This is a genomic window from Sphingobacterium sp. SGG-5 (assembly GCF_011043525.1).
Taxonomy (GTDB): Bacteria; Bacteroidota; Bacteroidia; order Sphingobacteriales; family Sphingobacteriaceae; genus Sphingobacterium.
The window spans coordinates 1-22,271 of the sequence record NZ_JAAKGO010000007.1 but is presented as its reverse complement, the minus strand read 5'-3'; the positions used below and the strand labels follow the sequence as shown (position 1 = coordinate 22,271).

Sequence of the window (22,271 nt, the reverse complement as noted above, 5' to 3'; positions counted from 1 at the left end):
GGATAAATTATGAAAAAGAAAATAATCATATATCTATTATCCCTGTCGTTTTTCGTAGGTTCTTGTTCCATAGACTTGGTGCCTACAGATCGGTATACCGAAGAAGTGGTTTGGGATAGCGAAAACAGTATTGAGCTTTATCTGAACGGACTTTACGAAGAGTTTAGAAAATTTGAATTTGGTAGTCTTTCTTTCGTCGGGACGGACAATGCCACGGATGCGTTGGCGGATCTCATGAAATATACCTCCGAATCCGCTGGGAGAGGTACAGTCAATATACTGGCCTCCGATGCTTCGCGCTATTCTGCAGCCTCGCCCGGGATCAGCTATTGGGCTAGTGCTTATACACGAATACGTCGTATCAATGAATTTTTATATGGACTGAAAAACTATTCGAAGGTCGAAGAGACACAACAGGCGGCTTATGAGGCAGAGGCCAGATTTATCCGTGGTTATGTCTATTTCTGGCTGGCACGTATACACGGTAGTTTTGTCATTATTGATAACATAGAAGGACATACTTCATTGACAAATGATCGATCCTCTGAAGATGATTGCCTGAATTTTATCGCACAGGATTTTGCCTTTGCTGCGGAACATCTGCCCAAAAACTGGGTAACGGCTTTTCAGGGTAAAGCAACCAAAGGTGCTGCTCTGGCCATGTTGGCCAGAACATGGATACAAGCTGCTTCAGTCGCCGAATTTGACAAAAAACTGTACAATGATGATCCTAAAACAGGTATTGATCACAGTAAAGCTAAACAATACTATGAAAATGCTATTGCAGCTGCACAAGATGTAGTCGCTCTGGCAGATGAAGGTTACTATGATCTGGAGAGTAACTTTACGACAATCTTTAACACCTCTGACAATAAAGAATCTATTTTCCGCATAGATTATGTAGCTCCATCTATTACGCACCTGTATGATTTAGGTTTTGTGCCTCCGGGTGATGCACCGGGACAAGCACTCGTCTATGGTGTGCCTACAGCCGAATTGGTCGATGCATTTGAAATGGCGGACGGAAGTAAATTCAACTGGGCCAATCCAGCACATGCGACCGATCCTTATGCCAACCGGGAAGCTCGCTTTTATGCGACTATTCTCTACAACGGTGCGACATGGAAGGGGCGTACGTTGAATACGACCGTAGACGGTGGTGCAGACGGGTTTGTACAGATGGGAACTTCCTCTGATCCGAGGACAGTGACCGGCTATTATGCTAAAAAATTGTTGGATGAGTCTAATGTTGATTTTATACAGAACAGAAGTACAAAAAGCTGGCACGAAATACGGTATGCGGAAGTGTTGCTGATATTGAGTGAGGCACAGATTCTTTCAGACAGGTTGACCGAGGGAAAGAACACCTTGAACATCCTCCGCAATAAGCGAGGGCTCCCCAATGTCGTAGCCAATACGAAAGAACAACTCTTTGAAGCATTACAACATGAACGAATCGTTGAACTGGCCTTTGAAGGGCATCGGTATTGGGATCTGCGCAGATGGCGGCAGGCACATATCAAACTGAACAATGTTCGGTTTACGGGACATAGAATCAGTAACCCGGGCAGTGGGTATATCTATGAGACAGTAGTTTGTGATACCAAAGATCGGGAGTTTGTGGGTAGAATGTACTATTTGCCTATTCCTATTGCTGAAACGCAGAGAAACAGTGGTATAACGCCAATTCAAGGTTGGTAATTAATTTAAGAAAACATGAAAAGGAACATTATTTATATATTTCTGCTCTCTTTCCTTATCTTTTGTTCCTGTGACAAAGATGTTGTGATCGAAAGAGGTACAGAAGGTGTCCTGTCGGACATTTTTGCAAATATTGAAGGTTCGGGACCTGCCAGGCTGTTTGAGCCGAGGTATAGTAACGATACAATTTACTTCGATATTCCTTATTATTATCCGGTAGACAGCGATTTTGAAACGGATTTGTCCAAGATCATTGTGCGGGCTACAATTTCTTCGGATGCGATGGCGTCGGTCAGGTTTGGCGAGCCGATGGACTTGACCAAGCCGCTTGATTTTTATGTGGTCTCGGGTTCAGGCGTGGAAAAAAAATACGTGATCAAAGCTAAAAAGGTAGGTGATACGAGTATTTCCGATTCCAAAATCAGCTTCGATCTGGATGGTACTACACAGGAGGTGGATGGCATTCTGATCAATGATGAGCTTCGTTTCTTTGTGCTATCGGGACTTGATATGTCACAGACTACACTTACTTTCGCGATCAATAAGCATGCGACGGCCTCTATATCATCGGGTGCTGTCCTTGACCTGAATACTCCGAAAACCTTAACCATATCGGCTCCGGGAAATGTGGAAAAGGAGTATAAGATCGTCCTGATGGAACCGATAAGGCTGTCTTATGGTTTTGGGATCCATCGCAATTTGTGGTTAAAAGAAGGAGCAGAGTGGGATTTTACAGGTGATAAGGAGAGCTGTATTGCCGTGAGTGGTGATTATTTGGTGATTACCACAACGGGTACGACGGGTAATTCCAGATATAGGGTGTACAATCGATTTACTGGAGAATATGTGCGGGATATGTATATGCCATTTACAGCAAGCAGTGGCGCATTGAGTCAGTCTAATCAATTGGTGGCTGATGAGACAGGTAAATTGCTGGCTGTGAACAGAGCGGCGTATGGGCAGAATATCCGTATTTATAAATATACAGATGTATTTGATGATGATCCCGAGCTGTTGATCAACACGACGAATGCGAGTGCCGAACTGCCTGTAGCAGATCGTAGTACGGGAAGACGTCTGAACATTACCGGTGATCTGGATGGCGATGCGATCATTACTTCGCCGGCTTCCGTGACAAAAGCTTTCTATCGTTGGGAAGTTAAGAATGGTGTATTGGTATCGCAGACACCTACAGTGATTACCATGAGTGGTATGGCTGGTAATCATATAGGTTATTACCCTGAAATCCAATATATCCATCCTTCTGTGGCTTCCAATTATTTGTTGGGACAGCAAAACGATTTCTCTTATATGGATGCGACGACCAATACGCAGATCAATGCCGTTAGTCTGCAAGGTCGTGGAAATACAACCTTTATGAATGCGCTGGCAATAGGCCGATTCAATAATGCGACCTATGCTTTCTTGGGAAGGTATTTTTCTAATTATACGTTGAGAAGAATGGGACTGTCGATGTTTGATATCACTAATCCACAGATGTTGAGCACACAAAGCTCTTCTTCGCTCTATGCTTCATTCAATGTATTCAATTCCGAAACATTGATTGCACCACTCTCAACGACAGGCCCCGGAACGGGGGATATTGCGGTAGGTTATTCGGATGGAGGAGATCGTATGCAGGTCTATATGCTGCATACAGGATATGGTATATGGGCGCATGAGTTTACTGTTTACTCGGCTAATTAAAAATATTATGGACACAAAGAATATAAACATGTTAAATATATCGGCTTTAATGCTTGTTGCAGTTTTGAGTGGTTTTTTTCAGGGCTGTAAAAAAGAAACCAAAACCGTCCTTCCGCCGGTGGACGACGAGATGATCGAAACCTGGACTCCAGGTAATGATGCCTTCGTGTGGGTGGATGCTCAGGCCAATATTTTTCAGGGCCCCGGCCGTTTTAGAGACAAGGAAGATATCAAACTGATTCTGGATAGCTTGAAGTATGTTGGTGTGAATGGTTTGGTTCTTGATGTGAAGCACAATACGGGTTTCACCCTGTATGAATCTACATATACACAAAAGTTATCCTCTTATGGAGGATATACTATGCTTCCGGATTATGTAGAATTCATGGTCAATGAAGCCCGGAGCCGACAGATGAAAATCTACTTTAGTATCAATACTTTCGTATACGGGAATTCCAGTGCAAATATGGGTTATGTGTATAATAATCCTGCCTTTAAACAATACGAATCTATTGTTGTAAACGCCTCGGGAGAGCGGGTGCCGATTTCTGCGACTGGTGGCAATTTCTTTCTCAACCCTGCAGCAGATGAGGTGCAGGAGCTGACCATCAATATCATTAAGGAGCTGGCTGCCAAATTCCAACCAGATGGTATTGTGCTGGATTATTGTCGGTATCGAGGTATTGATGCCGACTTTTCGGACTTGAGTAAGGAACTATTCGTGCGTTTTTTAGAGGAAAAGTACAATGATAGCCAGGCGAAGTTTATGGACTTTCCAAAAGATATCGTGAGTTCGTGGAAAGTGGTCAATGGTAATGCCGAACCCAACGCAACAGGCAAATACTATAAAAAGTGGCTTTATTTTCGGGCAAAAGTATTACGAGACTTCTTTGCCCGGACACGGCAGGAACTGAAAGCCGTCGCACCCAATGTAGGCCTCGGTGCCTATTCAGGGGCATGGTATAGTTCGTATTACCAACAGGGAAATAATTATGCTAGCGAAACATACGATCCGTTTTATGATGAAGAGTTGACATTTTCTTTTGCTATCCCCGGCTATAAAGAGACTGGCTATGCCGAGCAGCTTGACATATTTTTCTCCGGAAATTATTACAAACAGCTTTATCTAAAAGATAATTCGGCAACAGCCCATCTCAAATATCACTGGTGGAGTGTTGAGGGCTCAATGAATGGTATAGAATATATCACTCGTAACAAAGTGCCTGTCTACTCCGGTATCGATGTGGGCAATGTCGTATTCGACTCAGAAGAGGATATCAGTAAAACCATCAGGTATATGTACAACCGATCAAATGGTGGGGTAATGATCTTTGACGTCTGTCATGTCACCGTGCCTCGCTATAATCCGTTAAAGAAAGGTTTGTGGGATGCGTTGGAGAATGGATTGAAGAAAGAATAATTTGATCCTCATTACCCTTTTGAAAAAGAGCTTCCTATTTAAAACGGAAGCTCTTTTTTTATGTACTCGCTTCACTTATTTTCAGGGCAATCGGGTGTTGCGTTATGCAGGTAGCACAAGCTCTCCGTTGGGCTAAAATGCCGCCTTAGCCAGCTGCGGGTTGCAGGAGGAAGCACTACCATTGTAGCATCTGGGTACAGCGGCGAGTTTTTTGCCTATCTTTTTTGCGGAAAAAAAGTAGGGCCATGTCGCGGCAGCGACGGAGAGGATGAGCGGTGGCAAAAAAATGATGAAGACCCGATTGCCCTGTATTTATTTTCAGATATTCTTTAATTTTAAAAATTAATACGTACATTCGTGTACGTACACTATGCTTTTGAGCCGAATAGTGCTCGTGTTTTAAAACCTGATGTTATGTTTCATATCTCTAGACGTTCATTTTTGAATACCAGTGCTGCCGCTTTTGCAGGTCTGCTGCTCAAGCCAAGCGATGTCCTTTCTAACCCCTATACTTTGAGACCGGATAATTCTGTTTTGCGTGTGGGCATCATTGGTACGGGGCAACGCGGAACAGGGATTGCGAGTATCATACAAAAACTTCCTCAACTCCGTATTGTAGCCTGTTGCGATGTTATGGAAGACCATTTAAGAAAGGGTCTGGCGTTAGCGGAGGCCGGGGCTAAAGGTTACAAGCATTATGAGCAGTTATTAGCCGATAAACAGGTCGACGCCGTTATTATTGCGCTGCCTTTACATTTACACTATGCGGTTGCTGCTGCTGCTTTGGACGCCGGGAAACACGTCTATCTGGAAAAAACGATGACGTATAGCAGCGTAGAAGCATTATTGCTGGAAGAAAAAGTAAAACAATATCCTGCATTAACCTTTCAGGTAGGTTTTCAATACCGGTATTTTGCGCTTTATCATAAAATTGCGGAGATCCTTGACCAAAAATGGCTGGGTGATGTGATGCAATATGAATGTCAATACCATCGTAATTCAGATTGGAGGCGACCTGTTGCGGACCCTGCGTTGGAACGTCAGATCAATTGGCGGATGTATAGAGAATATTCGGGCGGACTGATGGCGGAACTATGTGCCCATCAAATTGACATTGTGAATTGGTTTACCGGTGGGCATCCGGAACGTGTGGTGGCTGTTGGCGGAATAGACTACTGGAAGGATGGCAGAGATACCTATGATAATATACGTGCAATCTTTGAATATCCAAATGGAGTGAAGGCTAGTGTGAGCTCGATTTTGAGTAACGCATACCGCGGTTACTCTATACGTATATTAGGAACAAAAGGTACGATTGAAATTCAACAATCAAAAGCGTATATTTACGCAGAGGCGACGAAGAAAACGTTGGGTACGGTAGATGGCGTAACGCGTGCGACCGTAGAATCTTGGGGACAGGGAGAGAAAAGGCCAATTGAATTTAGTAGCCCGGACGGAAAAAATTTGGACCCTACGGCTTATGCTTTAATGGGTTTTGCAGAAAGTATACATACGAGAAAGGAACCGTTGGCGAATATTAAAGCCGGAAAAACCAATGCTATTGCCGTACATTTAGCCAATCAAGCCGCCCATACCGGATGCGCTCAGTTCTGGAATACGTAGTTTTTTAACAGAAAGATAATATAAAGAGTAGTCTATATATAAGAAGTTTTTAGAAATTTTGGGAACAACTATTTGTATTGAACTACCATGGGTCACTTGGATAACGAATATAACGAACTTGAACTGCTGTCGGCCTTTCAAAGGGGGGACGATGGTGCGTTTTCTGCGATTTACCAGTTGTATTGGGAAAGGCTATTTCGCCATGCGCTGACCATGACCTCCTGTGAGGATATGGCAAAGGATATCGTTCAGGAGGCTTTTATAACATTGTGGGATAAATTGCGCAAACAAGATATTAATGTTTCCCTGCATGCGTATTTATTTGTTATGGTCCGTAACAAGACGCTTAATCTTATGGCAAAAGGGAAAGTCCGGATGAAATATTTGGAATCATTAGGCGATTACCTCGAAAAAGGCGAGAATTGTACCGACCATTTGCTGAGAGAACGGCAGCTTCAGGAACAGATAAACAAGCAAGTGGCTTCTTTGCCCGATAAAATGCGGGTTATATTTGAAATGAGCCGAAACGACCTGCTCACTTACAAAGAAATTGCCGAACAGCTCAGCTTATCCGATAAAACCGTAAAAAAACAGGTCAGCAACGCCCTGAAAATCCTCCGTATAAAGCTTGATACGCTATTGACCTGGGGAATTATTGCTTCAATTGGCTATCCAACAGCCTATCTTATTTCCCTATTTCTTTAAATTTTTTTACTTCTTTCTACTACCCGAGGGTATAGTTAAATGTCTTCTATATACAAGGCGTTGATAACCCCGTTATGAAAGAAAAAAAAGAAGTTCAGGAATTAATCCGAAAATATATATCAGGTCAGTGTACCCCAACGGAAGCGCATATAGTGGAGAGTTGGTATGCGGCATACCTGGATAAACATTCTTCCTCAACCTCCTATGACGAAGAAAAGATAAAGGAGGAAGTCTGGGATGAGATCGCCAAACAAAGGCCCGTTAAAGTCCGTAAGTTTGTAAAATGGTGGCGTGTGGCAGCCGCCGCCACCTTTATCTTCGGATCATTTGCTATATATCAATTTGCTCTTATGCCATTCTTCGCATCGACAGAGCAGTATGCCCAAAACGAAGACGTCATCTTGCCGGGAGGTAATACAGCCATTTTGACGACGAGCGATGGCAAGAAAATCGAACTGACAAGTTCGGAAAAAGGCATATTGAAACGGGGGGAAGGTTTTGAAATCAAGAAAACAGAAGAAGGGATGGTTGTATTTGACGTGAAAGCGGGCAAGGCACTTTCTGCTAATACGTATAACACCATTCAAACACCTAAAGGAGGCATCTATCAGGTCGTTTTGCCTGACGGTTCCAAGGCCTGGTTAAATAATGCCTCCTCTATTTCCTTCCCGACACAGTTCCCGATTGATGAAAGAACGGTAAAAATTACCGGTGAAGTCTATTTTGAGGTGACTCATGATAAAAAACGCCCTTTTCGGGTCTCTACCCGCCAACAAAAAGTTGAAGTACTGGGCACAAAATTCAATATCAATGCTTACGATGACGAACCGTTGATGAAGACGACTCTGGTCGAAGGAAGTGTAAGAGTCACAGGTGGGTCTGCTGTTCAGGTCCTTCGCCCCGGTTATGAAATGATAACACAAAAGGACGGTGATGATAGGGTATCTGTAGCAGATCTAAAATCGACATTGGCCTGGAAAGAAGGTATCTTTCATTTTGAGCGGGTAAAGTTGCCTGTGTTGATGCGTCAGCTCGCCCGATGGTATGATATTGAATTGGTTTATGAGAATGAGTTACCCGCCGACGAATTCGTAGGTGACATAAAAAGAAGTGAAGATATCCATAAGGTACTCGAAATATTAAGAGAAGGAAACGTGGCGACTACACTGGAAGGTAGAAAATTAATTGTTGGACACAAAAAGTAAATGCAATGACGTAGCAGAAAAAATGACATGAAAAAGCGGAAGTGCTACCAACACCCCCGCTTCATCCTTATCTGATAAGGAGTTCAAATCGGAAAAAAATGATAATTGCAGATCATGATCCCTTATTTAAACCTTACAAAAGTATGAATTTAAATTGTTTAGGTAAAATACCTATCCGTAAGATTTATTTATCAAAAATTTTACGACTGATGAAACTAACCATTTTATTTATGTCTCTGGGCATGTTCTTCGTAAGTGCCAGGACATATTCCCAGAAAGTCAGTTACAAAGGAACAGATGTCGCGTTGGAAGATGTATTAAAAGATCTGGGACGACAGAGCGGCTATTATCTGTTTTACAAATACAATGAAATTAAAGATGTTAAGATCAGAGTCATCGATATCGACAATATTGAGCTTGCAAAGGCACTGGATAAAACATTGGAAGACTTACCATTCGATTTTCGGCTAAAAGAGAATACCATCATTGTCAATAAGATAATGAAGGATAAAGCACAGAAGGCCGTCGTCTCGCCTGGACGCGTGCAAACCCCGATTACTGGAACGGTAAAAAATTCTGCCGGGAGGCCGCTGCATGGAGCGACAGTAATCGTCAAAAACACCCGAAGCCACACCATTACCGATGAAGAGGGAGCTTTCCAGTTTCCAACTGTCCCCTCCGGAGCGATATTGGTCATTAGCTTTGTGGGGTATGATACGCAGGAAGTGGCGGTGGGCGGCCGAGAAATCATTCCGGTTATCTTGGCCGAACAGGAAAAAGATTTGGACGAGGTTATCGTCATTGGATACGGAACGGTCGCGAAAGAAGATCTTACCGGCTCGATAAGTCAGGTCAATGTAGAAGATCTAATGAAGGCACCAGTAGCTTCCTTTGATCAGGCATTGGCCGGGCGGGTGGCTGGCGTGCAGGTTTCTTCGATGGAGGACGGGCAACCGGGAGAAGGAATGAATATCGTTATCCGGGGAGCGAACTCTTTAACGCAGGACAATTCGCCGTTATATGTCATTGACGGTTTCGCGGTGGACGGACCCGAGACTGCCGGTATAAATCCCGATGATATCGAGTCCATAACGGTATTGAAAGATGCGTCCGCAACGGCGATCTATGGCTCTCGGGCAGCAAATGGTGTCGTTGTCATCGAAACAAAAAAGGGGAAGATTGGCCGTCCGGTAATTACCGTTAACTCATCCGTCGGGCCACAGACAACGCCTAAAAAGATGGAGATGTTGAACGCATATGAATTTGTGAAATATCAAGTAGAGCGCTACGGCAACACGGGTCTGGCGAGGTATACACCCGCAGACTTGAATCCATCGCATGCTTCCTATGACCCAGGCGGATATACACTGGAATCCTACAGAAATATACCCGGTGTAGACTGGCAGGACGAATTGTTTAAAACGGGCCTTACTCAGATACATAATTTTTCGATCAGAGGGGGAACACAGGAGACAAGATACTCTATTTCCGGATCTGCCTACGATCAGGATGCCATTATCCTCAATACCGGCTATAAGCGTTATCAGACCAGACTTTCATTAGATCAGACCATCAATGAAAAATTCAAGGTCGGAATGAATGCGAATTACAGTCATCAAAAGGGCTACGGCCAGATTTTAGGGCGTACTTCCGCTACTTCTTCTACAACGATCAGCGGCTATCTGCTCTATTCTACCTGGGGTTACCGCCCTGTGACCGGAAGAGAAGGAGATATTGACTATGAGTTGGGTGATATACTTGACGATATTGTCGACGAAGATGTGGATGATGAAGGCTCCGACTTCCGTATCAACCCCTTGGTATCGGCAAGAGAAACTTTGCGTGAACGTTTGACGAACAATTTTACCGCTAATGCCTATGCCACGTATGATCTTACCAAAGATCTGGAACTGAAAGTAACAGGTGGCTTGACAGGTGTGATGTATCGTAACAATGCTTTTTACAATAGCAAAACCGTACGAGGAACACCTTTGCGTCCCAATAATATCAATGGTGTTAACGGCTCTATCCGGAATAATAATCGTCTTGATTGGTTGAACGAGAATATATTGACATATAAAAAAAGGATCAATAGGGCACATCGTATAGAAGCGATGGTGGGTATGACCCATCAAAGCAGACGCCAGACATTAGATGGTTTCTCCGCCATACAAGTTCCCAACGAAGAATTGGGACTATATGGACTGGCACAGGGTCTTCCGTTGGAAAACTCTATCGGTGCAAGCGAAAGCCGACTACAGTCTTATTTCGGGCGTTTTAATTACAATTATAAGTCCAGATATCTTTTTACCGTGACCATGCGGGCAGACGGTTCGTCGAAGTTTCCGCGTCATAACAGATGGGGGTATTTTCCTTCCGGAGCGTTTGCCTGGAATATGGGGAGAGAAGGTTTCGTGAAGGATATTGCTGCTGTTTCTGATGCCAAGCTCCGGATAAGTTATGGGGTAACGGGCAATGACCGTGTCAGTGATTTTGCACCGTTGGCTTCTGCCGAATGGAACGATCTGGCAAGCTACTCTTTTGACAATGTCCGCTATTTCGGACTGAATATGGAGCGTTTGAGCAATCCGAATCTGAAATGGGAAAGTACTGCACAATTTGATATTGGTTACGACCTTAGTTTGTTCAAAGACCGTATCAACTTTGTGTTCGATTGGTATCGTAAGACAACTTATGATCTGTTGCTGAATGCGCAGATACCTTATACGACAGGGTATAGCACGGCATATAAAAATATAGGACGTGTGCGCAACCAGGGGTTGGAATTTACTTTAAATACGGTCAACCTCCGCAGCAAAGATTTTACATGGGAAAGTAACTTCAATATCAGTTTCAACAAAAACAAGATACTGGCATTGAACGAAGATCAGCCAAACATGCTTTCCACAATGAGTTCTTTTGTCACCAGAATGGCGCAAGAGCCGATGTATATCGCTGAGGTGGGAGCACCTGCAGCCATGTTCTATGGTCTTGTATGGGATGGTGTTTATCAGTATAGTGACTTTGATGAAATATCCCCCGGGGTGTATAGATTAAAGCTGAATGTTCCGGACAATGGCGATTCAAGAACCACTATTCAACCGGGAGACATCAAGTACAAAGATTTGAATGGAGACGGTGTGGTCGATGCGAGTGACAAGACGGTAATCGGAAGCGGCTTGCCGAAGCACATAGGGGGATTTACCAATAATTTCAGCTATAAAGGGTTTGATTTGAACGTGCTGTTCCAATGGTCTTATGGAAATGATTTACTGAATGCCAACCGTCTGATATTCGAAGGGAATATCACCAATGTACATCATTTCAATCAATATGCGAGCTGGGCAGACCGTTGGACGCCGGAAAACCCGAGCAATACCATACACCGCGCGGGAGGCGGCGGACCGCAGGTGATCTCGTCCCGTGTCATAGAAGACGGCTCATACCTGCGGCTGAAAACAGTGATGCTGGCGTATAACATTCCGCAGTCGATTACAAGCGGGATTGGGATTCAGTCGCTTCGGATGAGTGTGGCCGCTCAAAATCTGTTGACGTGGACGAACTATTCCGGAATGGATCCGGAAGTATCGGTCCGTCATACCGTACTTACTCCCGGATTTGACTTTTCGGCTTATCCACATGCCCGAACGGTAGTATTTGGTCTTAGAGCAAGGTTATAATAAGGATTATTAAAAAAGACATCATGAAGAAGATAAAGAGTTTATTCGCATTATTCATTCTTTTAATAAGCAGTTCCTGTACAAGTTTTCTGGATACCGAGCCGGAAGATTTTCTTTCCCCTGAGTTTTTTTATAAAAATGAAGAACAGATAAATACCGCTTTGGTCGGAATTTATAACAAGATGTCCGATACACGGAATGGAGCTCCGCTGTATTCGTCAGCATATTTTACCTTTATGGGAACGGAAGGTGATGACGGGCTCTACCGCAAAGGACCAGAGCGCACCTTGCCCGGACAGTTTTTATATAACCCCAGTGCGACCCATGTCGCCAATTTATGGAGAGCCTTGTATGAAGGTATAAACCTCGCGAACCTGATGCTCGAAAAACTGGACGGCGCTGATATGGACGATGCCAAAAGAGAAATCGTAAGAGGAGAAACGATGTTCTTGAGGGGGTATTACTATTTTCTGTTAGTGTCCAACTATGGGAATGTACCGCTGACATTGCGATCAACCCAAACGCCCGATTTCAATGACATAGAACAAGCTCCTCCAACGCAGGTTTACGAACAGATTACCAAGGACATGGAAGCCGCCTATGAGCTTGTTCCTACCGCTACCGAAGTGGGCTTCGGTGGTCGGGTTAACAAATCTGCTGTTGCCGGAATACTTGCCCGGGTGTATCTATATTGGGCAGGCGAGCCGATTAAAGATATCTCGAAATACCAGAATGCCCGAGATTGGGCTTATGTTGTCATCAGTTCTGGCGAACATGCCTTGAATCCCTCTTTCGACGATGTATTTAGAAGATTGGCAGCAGACGAATATGATATTAAAGAATCCATCTGGGAAGTAGAATTTTATGGCAACCGTACCGATCGGCCGAGGCAGGCAGGTATGTTGGGGAACTATATGGGCATATATACCACGAGTACAGAAATAGGAGTAAGTAACGCTAATATATGGGGTTCGGGAAGACTTTATCAGTTATATGAAGCAGGAGATTCGCGCAGAGACCGAACACTCGCTCCGTTTATTTATTCCCCGTCGTCATCAAGCAATGAATCACCGCTTGCCGAAACGGCGATCTGGACACGTTATGCCGGTAAATACAGGCGATCCGAAGAAACGTTTCTACCAAAATCGCAGGGGTATACGCCGATCAATTTTCCGTTACTCCGGTATTCGGATGTGTTGTTGATGTTTGCGGAAGCAGAAAATGAAGTTAACGGCCCGAGTCCCGACGCGGTTAAATATTTCAATATGGTGCGTCGTCGGGCATTTGGCTTTCCTTATACGGATAGTGATCTGCTGGTGCCTAATCCTGTAAGCGATCTGCCGGATGAAGATAAAACGGACAAGGTAGCTTTTCTATTGGCTGTTCAGGATGAGCGTTCTAGGGAACTGGCATTCGAGTGTTTGCGCAAATTCGATTTGATAAGGTGGGGGATTTACATCTCCTCTATGCGAGCGCTCTCTGACCTTTATCTGACAGCAACCGAACCTTCGGTTCCTTCGGAGCAGGCGAGAAATGTCGCGACTGCACTAGGAATGATTACCAGTAGACATAAGTTACTTCCGATACCTACGCGTGAGATGAATCTGAACAGAAAACTGGTACAGAATTCGGGTTGGTAACGCTAAAAATTATATCATGAATATTGAAGTTATAAAATATAGGATTATGAAAGCAACGTATTTTTATCCGATATTATCCTGCCTGCTTTTTTTATCCGGCTGCAATAAGGATAGCGATTTAATGGTCGAGGCACCTTCGTTCGATATTGTCGACTATGTGGTAAGAGACGGTATTGATAGTTTGGGGAACCCAGTACAACAGATTGTATTTAACCTGGAAGGTAATGCCGATCTTATTTCCTTTTATTCGGGGGAGGTTTTTCATGAATACACGTACCGCGACGGACATGTAATAGGTGTGGATGCACTAACGATGTCATTTGAATACATGGCTACGTTGGTTGACAATCCTGATCCCGCTTGGAATCAGTTGTCAGTGCACGCCACGAACAGTTTCGACGGTACGGTGACGGAAACAGGAGAAGGGTGGACCGATATTACAGCGAGGTTTGCCATACCCAAGGCGCAGGATGTTACGGCACGTACCACGACGAGCGCGGATATTTCGGACCTGTTGGTTTCCGGAAAACCATTGTACATCGCGTTCAAGTATATTACTCCGCCCAGAGCTGTAGGCGAAGGATATACAACGTGGGATATACACGAATTTAAAGTAAATGCACAGACGCTTTTAGGCGTAGGAACGGTGGTCAACCAAAGGGATGCCGCTTTGCCTTTGTATCATTTTGGACCTGATGACGCTACCACGCCAGGTAGGTCAGCCCGTACGGTTACTGCGCCTACCCGTTTGCGGTTCCGTGCAAATATTCTTCCGGAGAACATTCCTTTTATGGCAGGAGTTTGGGCCGTGGCACCACCGATTGTTATGGAGAGTGAGATCGATCTGGGGCCGGATAGACCGACAGGTATAAAAGGCCGCATTGATCCCGTATTAAAAGAATATGCGTATGTCTATGATAAACCGGGTACCTACCAAGTTGCTTTTGTAGCATCGAATGTTACCACCAAAGGTGAAGCGAAAGTTGTAAAAGAGCTGGATATCATTGTTCCGTAAGAAATAGTAGCACACATTGAGATGAAATTTTAATACTGATATTAATGAGAAATAAATTGAGTTTTTTACGATATATACTGGTTATCCTGACCCTGTCTTTTTTTGCCATCTCTTGTGGAGATAAAGAGGACGTGTATAAAGAAGACCTTTCTTTTCTTTCTGATCCTATTATCACCGCTTTGTCACCCGAGAGTGGAGAAGCGGGTGATGTAGTCACCATAACCGGAACTGGCTTTGGGGTTGATCGTTCCAAAGTAAAAATCCGGTTTAGTACCGTAGAGGCAACGGTTATTTCAGTGACGGACACGGAAATAGAAGTGGAAGCGCCTCAGGGATTTTCAGACAGAACGGCAAGTGTACGGGTATTTGCGTCGAGCCTACCCTCCAATACCGTTGATTTTTACTACATAGGCAACACTGCCCCTTTCCTCACCTCCGTGACCCCGACATGTTTCTATAATTCTACGGTGGTCATTGCCGGAGCACACTTTAGTTCGAATAAAGCGGACAATATCGTGAAATTTGGAACGATAGAGGGGACTGTAACTGAGGCAACAAAGACCACGCTGACTGTGATAGCTCCGAATTTGGGGGCCGCTACGAATGCGGATATTACAGTGACCAAATTCGGTGAGGTGTCGAATGCTTTGAATATTGATGTGGATGTTGACCAAAATAAGGTTGCCACATACAATTGGACGACACATACGGCAAGACCTGGGCTTGTCTACAAAACCGGTGAGTTCACCTTATTTGGTTCAACGACACGAAGGGTACATATATTGGACGTCACATTGAACGCGTCTAACACGTTGGGAATCGGTTTTTCGACCACCAATGCCGCTACAGTGACGATGTGCAATAACTATGGTGCAATGGCTGGTATCAATGCGGGATATTTTCCATTGGGCGAAACTGTGGATAAGGATCCCTATATAAGAATCAATGGAGAAACCGTACAGGAAGGTCATACTTCAGGTGTCAGCGTACATTTTGCAAATGCAGCTTTACTTATACACAACAATGTGGCGTCGGTCAGGCGATTGGGAACCAGCGGAGGCACGCTGAATCGGGTGGCTGCTGCCATTCCGGTTTCTGAGGCCGAGAACATAATTGTGTGCGGGCCGATGCTGGTCGTTGACGGGGTGATCGATATCGTGAATCCCGATAATCCGCATAACCTTTCGTCTACTGCAAGGACAGGGCTGGGCGTGACAGCTGATGGTAAGCGTGTGTTTATGGTGGCTGTAGATACCGGAAATGGCGTTACCGGTGTCACAACAGAGCAATTGGCAAAGACACTACAGGCGTTGGGATCGCGCAATGCGATGAACTTCGATGGTGGTGGCTCCACAACGATGTTTGTCAAGGATCATGGTATCAACGGTCTGGTTAATCTTCCAAGCGGAGGTGTACAACGAGCAGTCAGAAGTATAGTTTACGTGAAGTAGATGTAATAAATAATAAGAACAGATGAAACAGATAAGAAAGAAGGTATTGTTCTCAGTGTGTCTTTTCCTTTTGATGGGGTGTAAAGCCGAGAACACACCCGAAGATAAATCGGAATGGGCGTTTGCTAAATATTTGACACTGTCTAAAGCGCATGACGCAGAGTCGAATACGACCTATTATCTTACCCGGATAAAACATAAAGATGACCGTGGTAATGTCATCAAGCTCCGGACACAATTTGCGAACAGACCGGAGGGGGAGACGGCGAGAACCTTTGCCATACGAAACAAAACGGCGGTAACGATCAATGGTTCGCAGGGTTTGGATGATCTTCCCGATAATCAGCGTCAGCCCGCGGGCGTCCAGATCATAGACGGTGAGATCATTCAGGATTTGAATACGACGGCATATACGTTGGGGATCAAAGATAATAATGAACTGCTGGCGTATGCACCCGGTACAGAAGCACAGGATATCCTGGACGACGGAACCAACACAGCGCTTACGGCTTTTTACCCGCTTATCGAAAACTATGAATGGGTATCGGACGAAGTGCTTGCCATAAGGGGCAATTCGGCTGTAAAGCATCCTCGTCAGGTGATTGCCCAATTTGATAATCTGGATCTTTTGATTTTCAGCTGTGGAGGAAGAGGGTTCGACGGCGATGGAATGACCGCAAAAGAGATGATGAAGATATTGAAAGAATTGGGGGTGAAATTTGCCTTTAACTTAGATGGTGGTGGCAGTACGTCTACAGTCATTAAAGATCAACTGATCACGAAAAAAATCGATAACAATGGAACCCGGGAAAGACTGCGTCCTAATTTTCTGTATGTTATGGAAGACAATTAACAAATTAAAGAAAACCAACGCGTTATATAATTATTGACATCAAATTAAAAACAGGTTATGAAATACTACACATTTATTTATCGGACATTAATCATCATGAGCGTCGGATTTTTGATGCTGCAGGGATGTAAAAAAGAAAGTGGCGACACAGACAAAATATCGACGGAGTTTGAGGTGGTCGAATATACTGTTCAGGATGGCGTAGATACGGAGGGCAACCCCAAAAAGCGGGTCACATTCCAGCTGAGCGGTACGGAGGGTCTTAATATTTCATTTTTTTCGGGAGACATTGGTGGAAATTACGAATATCGGGACGGTCGTGTTCAGGAGCTGGAAGAATTGAATCTGTCCTTTGAATCCAACTGTAGTTACGGAGATCAGGGTTGCGACGTAGACGTTTTCTCGATTATGGCCTCAACAGATTTTAATGGAGGCGACGAGGAGGCCGATATACGTGCGGCCCACTGGGAGAATATTACCGATAGATTTACGATCTCACCGTTTGAGTCGGGATCTTCGGTATATCACGAATCGGGCGTTGTGAACATTGCGGACTTGACCGAGGAGGGGAAACCGCTTTATCTGGCCGCACGACACATTACACATAATCAGGTCGTAGATGGTGTGCTTGACAATATATATACGGCTTTCCGTGTCCGTAACTGGACAATGAGCGGTGGAATGGAAGGGGAAGCCCCAATTGTATTGTCCACTACAATTGGGGAAGCGGGATTTAAGTTTGTTGAAATTGGTAATTTCCGTAGTGGTAGAAATGCACTCAGCGCTACCACTCTCACGTTACGGGGGAACCACGGCAATGTGACCGATAATATGGAACATTTGGATACAGAAACAGAATGTTGGGCGATCGCCGCGCCGATAACGATGACAGATATTAGTATTGAGCCCGATCGTCCGCTTCGGGTGAAGCAGAGCCATCAACCTGCTGTGAAGACTTTTGCATTCAATTACAGCGGTCCGGGCGAATATAATGGCGTATTTGTATTAACCACAGGTGATGGAACGGGTGAAAGTGTGACGAAGTCTGTGACGATCAATATCCCAGAGTAAGCCCTTTTACGGTGCGTTTTCAACGATAGATAATTTCGAATATGAATAAAGAAAAAGGTAATATAAACTATGTAAAGCACGTGCTGTCGTTTTTCGGAATAGGGATCATGCTATCCCTATTTACATTCGGCTTCGCGCAGAAACGTCCCAAAATCGCCTATACTCCGGCGAAAGATCTCACCCTTGTCGGCAAGGTCGCTTCCACCGAAAATATATTCCATCGGGTAGACACCAATGCATTTGCCGGTTTGCCGGCAGCGGTCAAAAAGCGGGTCGTACAATCCGGTGGATTGGCCGTTTCCTTTAAGACAAATAGCCCGGCAATATATGCGAAATGGTGTACGGCAGGGACAGTAGCTTCCGCGACGATGACCAGTGTGGCGTATAGGGGACTGGATCTGTATATCAAGAAAGATGGACGCTGGCAGTATGCCGGAGTAGCGCGGCCTCGTGAAGGTCAGACCTGTGCATCAACGACCATTGTCCGCGGAATGGATAATGCGGAAAAGGAATGCCTTCTGTACCTACCCTTGTATGATGAGACGACTCGCTTGGAAGTCGGTGTCGACGAGGGTTCGACGGTGCAGGCCGGAGCCTATCCCTTTCAGAAAAGGGTGCTTATTTATGGATCCAGCATTGTGCAGGGCTCGTCTGCCAGCAGATCTGGCATGGCTTATCCGGCCCGGCTGTCGCGGGAAACCGGAATGGATTTTCTCAACCTGGGAATGGGAGGCAGTGCCAAGATGGAGAAAAGTGTAGCCGATATGATCGCCTCTTTTGATGTGGATGCATTTGTGCTGGATTGTATACCGAATAGTTCACCAAAAATGGTTAGCGAGCGGACAGCCTATCTGGTCGAGACGATCCGAAAGAAACATCCCAACGCCCCAATTATCGTAATGCAAAGTGTGATCCGGGAAAGGGGATATTTCAATCTGGCATCGGGCGAGCGTGTCAGGCAACAGAACGCGAATGTTAAGGTAGAGATGGTCAAATTGCTCCAAAAAGGAGTAAAAAACCTCTATTTTATTCCGGCAGATGACTTTCTCGGCCATGATCATGAAGGTTCGGTCGATGGGACACATCCCAACGATTTGGGTTTTGATCGGATGATCCAGGTGATCAAACCCCGATTGGTAGAGATCCTTGGTACATCAATAGAAAAATAGTTAACATATGCGTTGGACAATTATAATAGGGATTATCGTCAGTCTTTTTATGCGTGAAAGCCTTTGGGCACAGGAAGACTTAAAGCGGCGACAACATTATCTCGGAGAGGTTCTTCAGATTAATATCGATCAACTTTTTCGGGAAAATACGAGACGAGTCAGTATACAAGACAGTACATGGAAGGATTGGCTCAAACGTAGTGGAGAGCTTCCTCCCGATTTCGCGAAAATGAAATCTGTACCGATGTTGCCGGAACCTTTGATGACGTATGAAGGCGACCAGGAGATTCCGATTACCACGCTGGCACAGTGGCAGGAGAAGCGGAAATGGATTAAAGAACAATACCAATATTGGGTATCGGGTCATTTCCCACCAGCGCCAAAGAATGTCAAAGCTACCGTGTTGTCGGATACGATTGCGAGAGGTGTACGGATTCAGATGATACAACTAAACTTTGGTCCGGAACAAAAAGCAAAGATGACGTTCGAATTGCTCATTCCAAATCCTGAAAAGCCAATTAAACATCCCGTTTTTATGACGCAATGGAACCATCGAGATTGGGCGCAGCTGGCGGTGAAGCGTGGATATATCGGGTGTGTGTATGCCGGGGCGGATTTGAAAGACGATACGGATGCTTATATGTACCTCTATCCGGATTACGATTTTACGGCGTTAGCACGACGTGCCTGGGGAGCATCGCGGGTCATCGACTATCTATTTACGCGTAATGAAGTAAACACCGACCAAATCGCCATTACCGGACATTCGCGAAATGGAAAGCAATCGTTGTGGGCAGCGGCTTTCGATGAACGTATCGCTGCCGTGGTGTCGAGCAGTTCGAGTACAGGTGGGGATATGCCTTGGCGGTATTGTGATCCGCAGTATGCGAGTGAAACGTTGGATTATGTGACGGCCTGGAATGGGCACTGGTTCCATCCGCGGTTGAATTTTTTCTCCGGTAGGGAGAAGAAGTTGCCTGTGGACCAGAATTTATTAGCCGCATTAGTAGCGCCCCGAGCCTTACTGTTTCATTATTCCATTCTCGAAAAAGGGCTCAATTCTTGGTCTATTGAACAGAATTATTACTCGGTCAAGAAGGTATATGATTTCATGAATGCCTCAGACCATGTCGGCGTACATACACGAATGGGCGCACATCTTTCGGTACCGGCACGGGATGTGGAACAGACCATCGATTTTTTGGATACCTATTTTAAACGCCGTGATGAAAAATGGCAAAACCATCTGTATTACACATACGATTATGCAGACTGGTTGAAAAGCAATAAAGCGGAACAGGCACAGGCCGAGAAGATGGATCAGATAAATCTTACCCATTCTTCTTACAAGGATACGGCGACATGGAATGTAGACAAAAAAGACGTCATTGCAAAATTAAACTGGTTGTTAGGGGAGGAGCCGCCCGGCGTACGTGCCATTAATGTGGGAACGTGGCCTCGGCCCCAACATGACTGGATAGAGGGAACTAATCCCCGCCCCGTCGTAAAAGGAGCAAAGATGGTTTACATCAGCCCTTATGCCGCGCTTGGTGACGGTATCACAGGAGTGCTTTACTGTCCGTCGGATGATGCCGGCAACTTTAAAGTGCGTGAAAATGGGAAGATGCCAGTTGTTATTTATGCCCATCAATATGCGTATTCTACCGGGTTTTCTAAAGGTTATGACAAAAATGGCCGGAAAGGGACGACAGAATTGTTTGCAGAGCTCGTACGGAATGGCTTTGCGGTGCTTGCGATCGATATGTATGGTTTCGGTACACGGATCGAAGAAGCGAAGAACTTTTATAGCCGTTATCCGAAATGGTCGAAGATGGGTAAGATGGTCCGAGATATGCGAAGTTGTATAGATGCGGTGGAAGATCTGGACTATCTGGATAGTGATCGTATTTTTCTATTGGGGAATACAATCGGTGGAACTGTTTCGTTAATGACGGCAGCATTGGACGATCGTGTGGCTGCCGTAGCGACCGTAGCTGCTTTTTCACCCTGGCGTACGGCGAATAAGGAATTTGAGTCTATTCGGACCTACTCCCATTTACATGGCTTTATACCCCGTTTAGGCTTTTTTGCCGAACAACCGGGTCAGGTACCAGTAGATTTTGGGGAAATAATGGCAGTGGCAGCGCCAAAACCAGTACTTATTGTCGCTCCGGACATGGATCCGCATACGGATAATAAGGCATTGCATAATGTGCTGGCGGCGGTAAAATCAGTATATCGGCTGTATAATAAGGAGCAACAGTTGCATACGGCGTTCCCGCATGACATCAATCGTCTCTCGCGGGATCAGTACGGGCTTATTAGTAGCTTTTTTAAGGATTTAATGAAATAAAAGGAAAAAGACGTGATGAACAGCAAGACAAATTTCTATAAAATGTGTAGAAGTCAAATGAAGTATATCGCCACGATCTGTATTGTCTTCATCGCGGCGAGTTGTAGCGCACAAAAAAGTGTCACAAAAACGACCGGAGGAGACATAGACGGGTGGTATTCGTACAATAAACATTATGATGAACAGTCAGAGACTTATTACTTTTTGACCCGAATAAAGCATACGGATAGCCAGTGGAGGTTGAAGAAACTAAAGTTGGCGCAAAGTACGGTGTTGGAAGGGGAAGCAGTACGCGAGTTTGCGGAGCGCACAAAGGTGACTTTGGCGTTTAATGCTTCGATGGGAGTAAAGCGGAAGACAGAACAGGATAAGTTGCTCCCTGTTGGCATACAGATCGAAAACGGAAAGGTTTTGCAAAACCGACGAACCCGGGTATATACTTTAGGTATAAAGGCCAACAATGAGTTGGTAGCCTACCCGCCGGGAACTACACCGCAACAGATTCTGAAAGATGGGGCACAAGATGCATTGACGGCTTTTATCCCGTTGATCGAGAATCATCAAGTGGTTGATGAAAGTCTTTTGGACATTGTGACCAATTTTAGAGCTATACATCCGCGGCAGATCATTGCGCAAATGGATAACCTGGATATTGTGTTTTTGAGCTGTGGGGGACGG

The 22,271-nt window shown here is 44.9% G+C and carries 15 protein-coding genes; all 15 read left to right on the top strand.

What is annotated here, in order from left to right; translation table 11 throughout:
* Nucleotides 1-9 precede the first annotated feature (9 nt).
* Entirely contained in the window at nucleotides 10-1,701 is a 1,692-nt protein-coding gene (locus tag G5B30_RS11970; RefSeq protein ID WP_165320239.1) for a RagB/SusD family nutrient uptake outer membrane protein, read from the top strand.
* A gap of 15 nt (nucleotides 1,702-1,716) precedes the next feature.
* Entirely contained in the window at nucleotides 1,717-3,408 is a 1,692-nt protein-coding gene (locus G5B30_RS11965; RefSeq protein ID WP_165320238.1) for a DUF5018 domain-containing protein, read from the top strand.
* A 7-nt stretch (nucleotides 3,409-3,415) separates the two neighbouring features.
* Nucleotides 3,416-4,828 carry an alpha amylase family protein gene (locus tag G5B30_RS11960; protein ID WP_206367105.1) on the top strand — a complete coding sequence of 471 codons (1,413 nt, stop codon included), beginning with the start codon at nucleotides 3,416-3,418 and terminating at the stop codon, nucleotides 4,826-4,828.
* Nucleotides 4,829-5,242: 414 nt separating this feature from the next.
* A complete protein-coding gene (locus G5B30_RS11955; RefSeq protein WP_165320236.1) occupies nucleotides 5,243-6,451 on the top strand; it encodes a Gfo/Idh/MocA family protein in 1,209 nt (402 codons plus the stop codon).
* Nucleotides 6,452-6,538: 87 nt separating this feature from the next.
* The gene (locus G5B30_RS11950) at nucleotides 6,539-7,156 is read left to right on the top strand and encodes an RNA polymerase sigma-70 factor (protein ID WP_165320235.1); all 618 of its coding nucleotides are present in this window, start codon (nucleotides 6,539-6,541) and stop codon (nucleotides 7,154-7,156) included.
* A gap of 74 nt (nucleotides 7,157-7,230) precedes the next feature.
* A complete protein-coding gene (locus tag G5B30_RS11945) occupies nucleotides 7,231-8,361 on the top strand; it encodes a FecR family protein (protein ID WP_165320234.1) in 1,131 nt (376 codons plus the stop codon).
* Between the two features lie 209 nt (nucleotides 8,362-8,570).
* A complete protein-coding gene (locus tag G5B30_RS11940; protein WP_240903196.1) occupies nucleotides 8,571-12,041 on the top strand; it encodes a SusC/RagA family TonB-linked outer membrane protein in 3,471 nt (1,156 codons plus the stop codon).
* Nucleotides 12,042-12,064: 23 nt separating this feature from the next.
* Entirely contained in the window at nucleotides 12,065-13,681 is a 1,617-nt protein-coding gene (locus G5B30_RS11935) for a RagB/SusD family nutrient uptake outer membrane protein (protein WP_165320232.1), read from the top strand.
* A 46-nt stretch (nucleotides 13,682-13,727) separates the two neighbouring features.
* Nucleotides 13,728-14,696: a DUF5017 domain-containing protein gene (locus G5B30_RS11930; protein WP_165320231.1), complete on the top strand. Its 969-nt coding sequence runs from the start codon at nucleotides 13,728-13,730 to the stop codon at nucleotides 14,694-14,696.
* A gap of 44 nt (nucleotides 14,697-14,740) precedes the next feature.
* Nucleotides 14,741-16,147 (top strand): phosphodiester glycosidase family protein, encoded by a 1,407-nt coding sequence (locus tag G5B30_RS11925; protein ID WP_165320230.1) that lies wholly within the window; start codon nucleotides 14,741-14,743, stop codon nucleotides 16,145-16,147.
* A gap of 22 nt (nucleotides 16,148-16,169) precedes the next feature.
* The gene (locus tag G5B30_RS11920) at nucleotides 16,170-17,000 is read left to right on the top strand and encodes a phosphodiester glycosidase family protein (RefSeq protein WP_165320229.1); all 831 of its coding nucleotides are present in this window, start codon (nucleotides 16,170-16,172) and stop codon (nucleotides 16,998-17,000) included.
* Nucleotides 17,001-17,057: 57 nt separating this feature from the next.
* Entirely contained in the window at nucleotides 17,058-18,071 is a 1,014-nt protein-coding gene (locus tag G5B30_RS11915; RefSeq protein ID WP_165320228.1) for a DUF5017 domain-containing protein, read from the top strand.
* A gap of 41 nt (nucleotides 18,072-18,112) precedes the next feature.
* Nucleotides 18,113-19,240, top strand: a complete 1,128-nt coding sequence (locus G5B30_RS11910) for an SGNH/GDSL hydrolase family protein (protein WP_206367104.1) — start codon at nucleotides 18,113-18,115, stop codon at nucleotides 19,238-19,240.
* Nucleotides 19,241-19,247: 7 nt separating this feature from the next.
* A complete protein-coding gene (locus G5B30_RS11905) occupies nucleotides 19,248-21,593 on the top strand; it encodes an alpha/beta fold hydrolase (protein ID WP_165320227.1) in 2,346 nt (781 codons plus the stop codon).
* 42 nt (nucleotides 21,594-21,635) lie between these two features.
* On the top strand, nucleotides 21,636-22,271 hold a 636-nt coding region (locus G5B30_RS11900), incomplete at its 3' end, for a phosphodiester glycosidase family protein (RefSeq protein ID WP_165320226.1).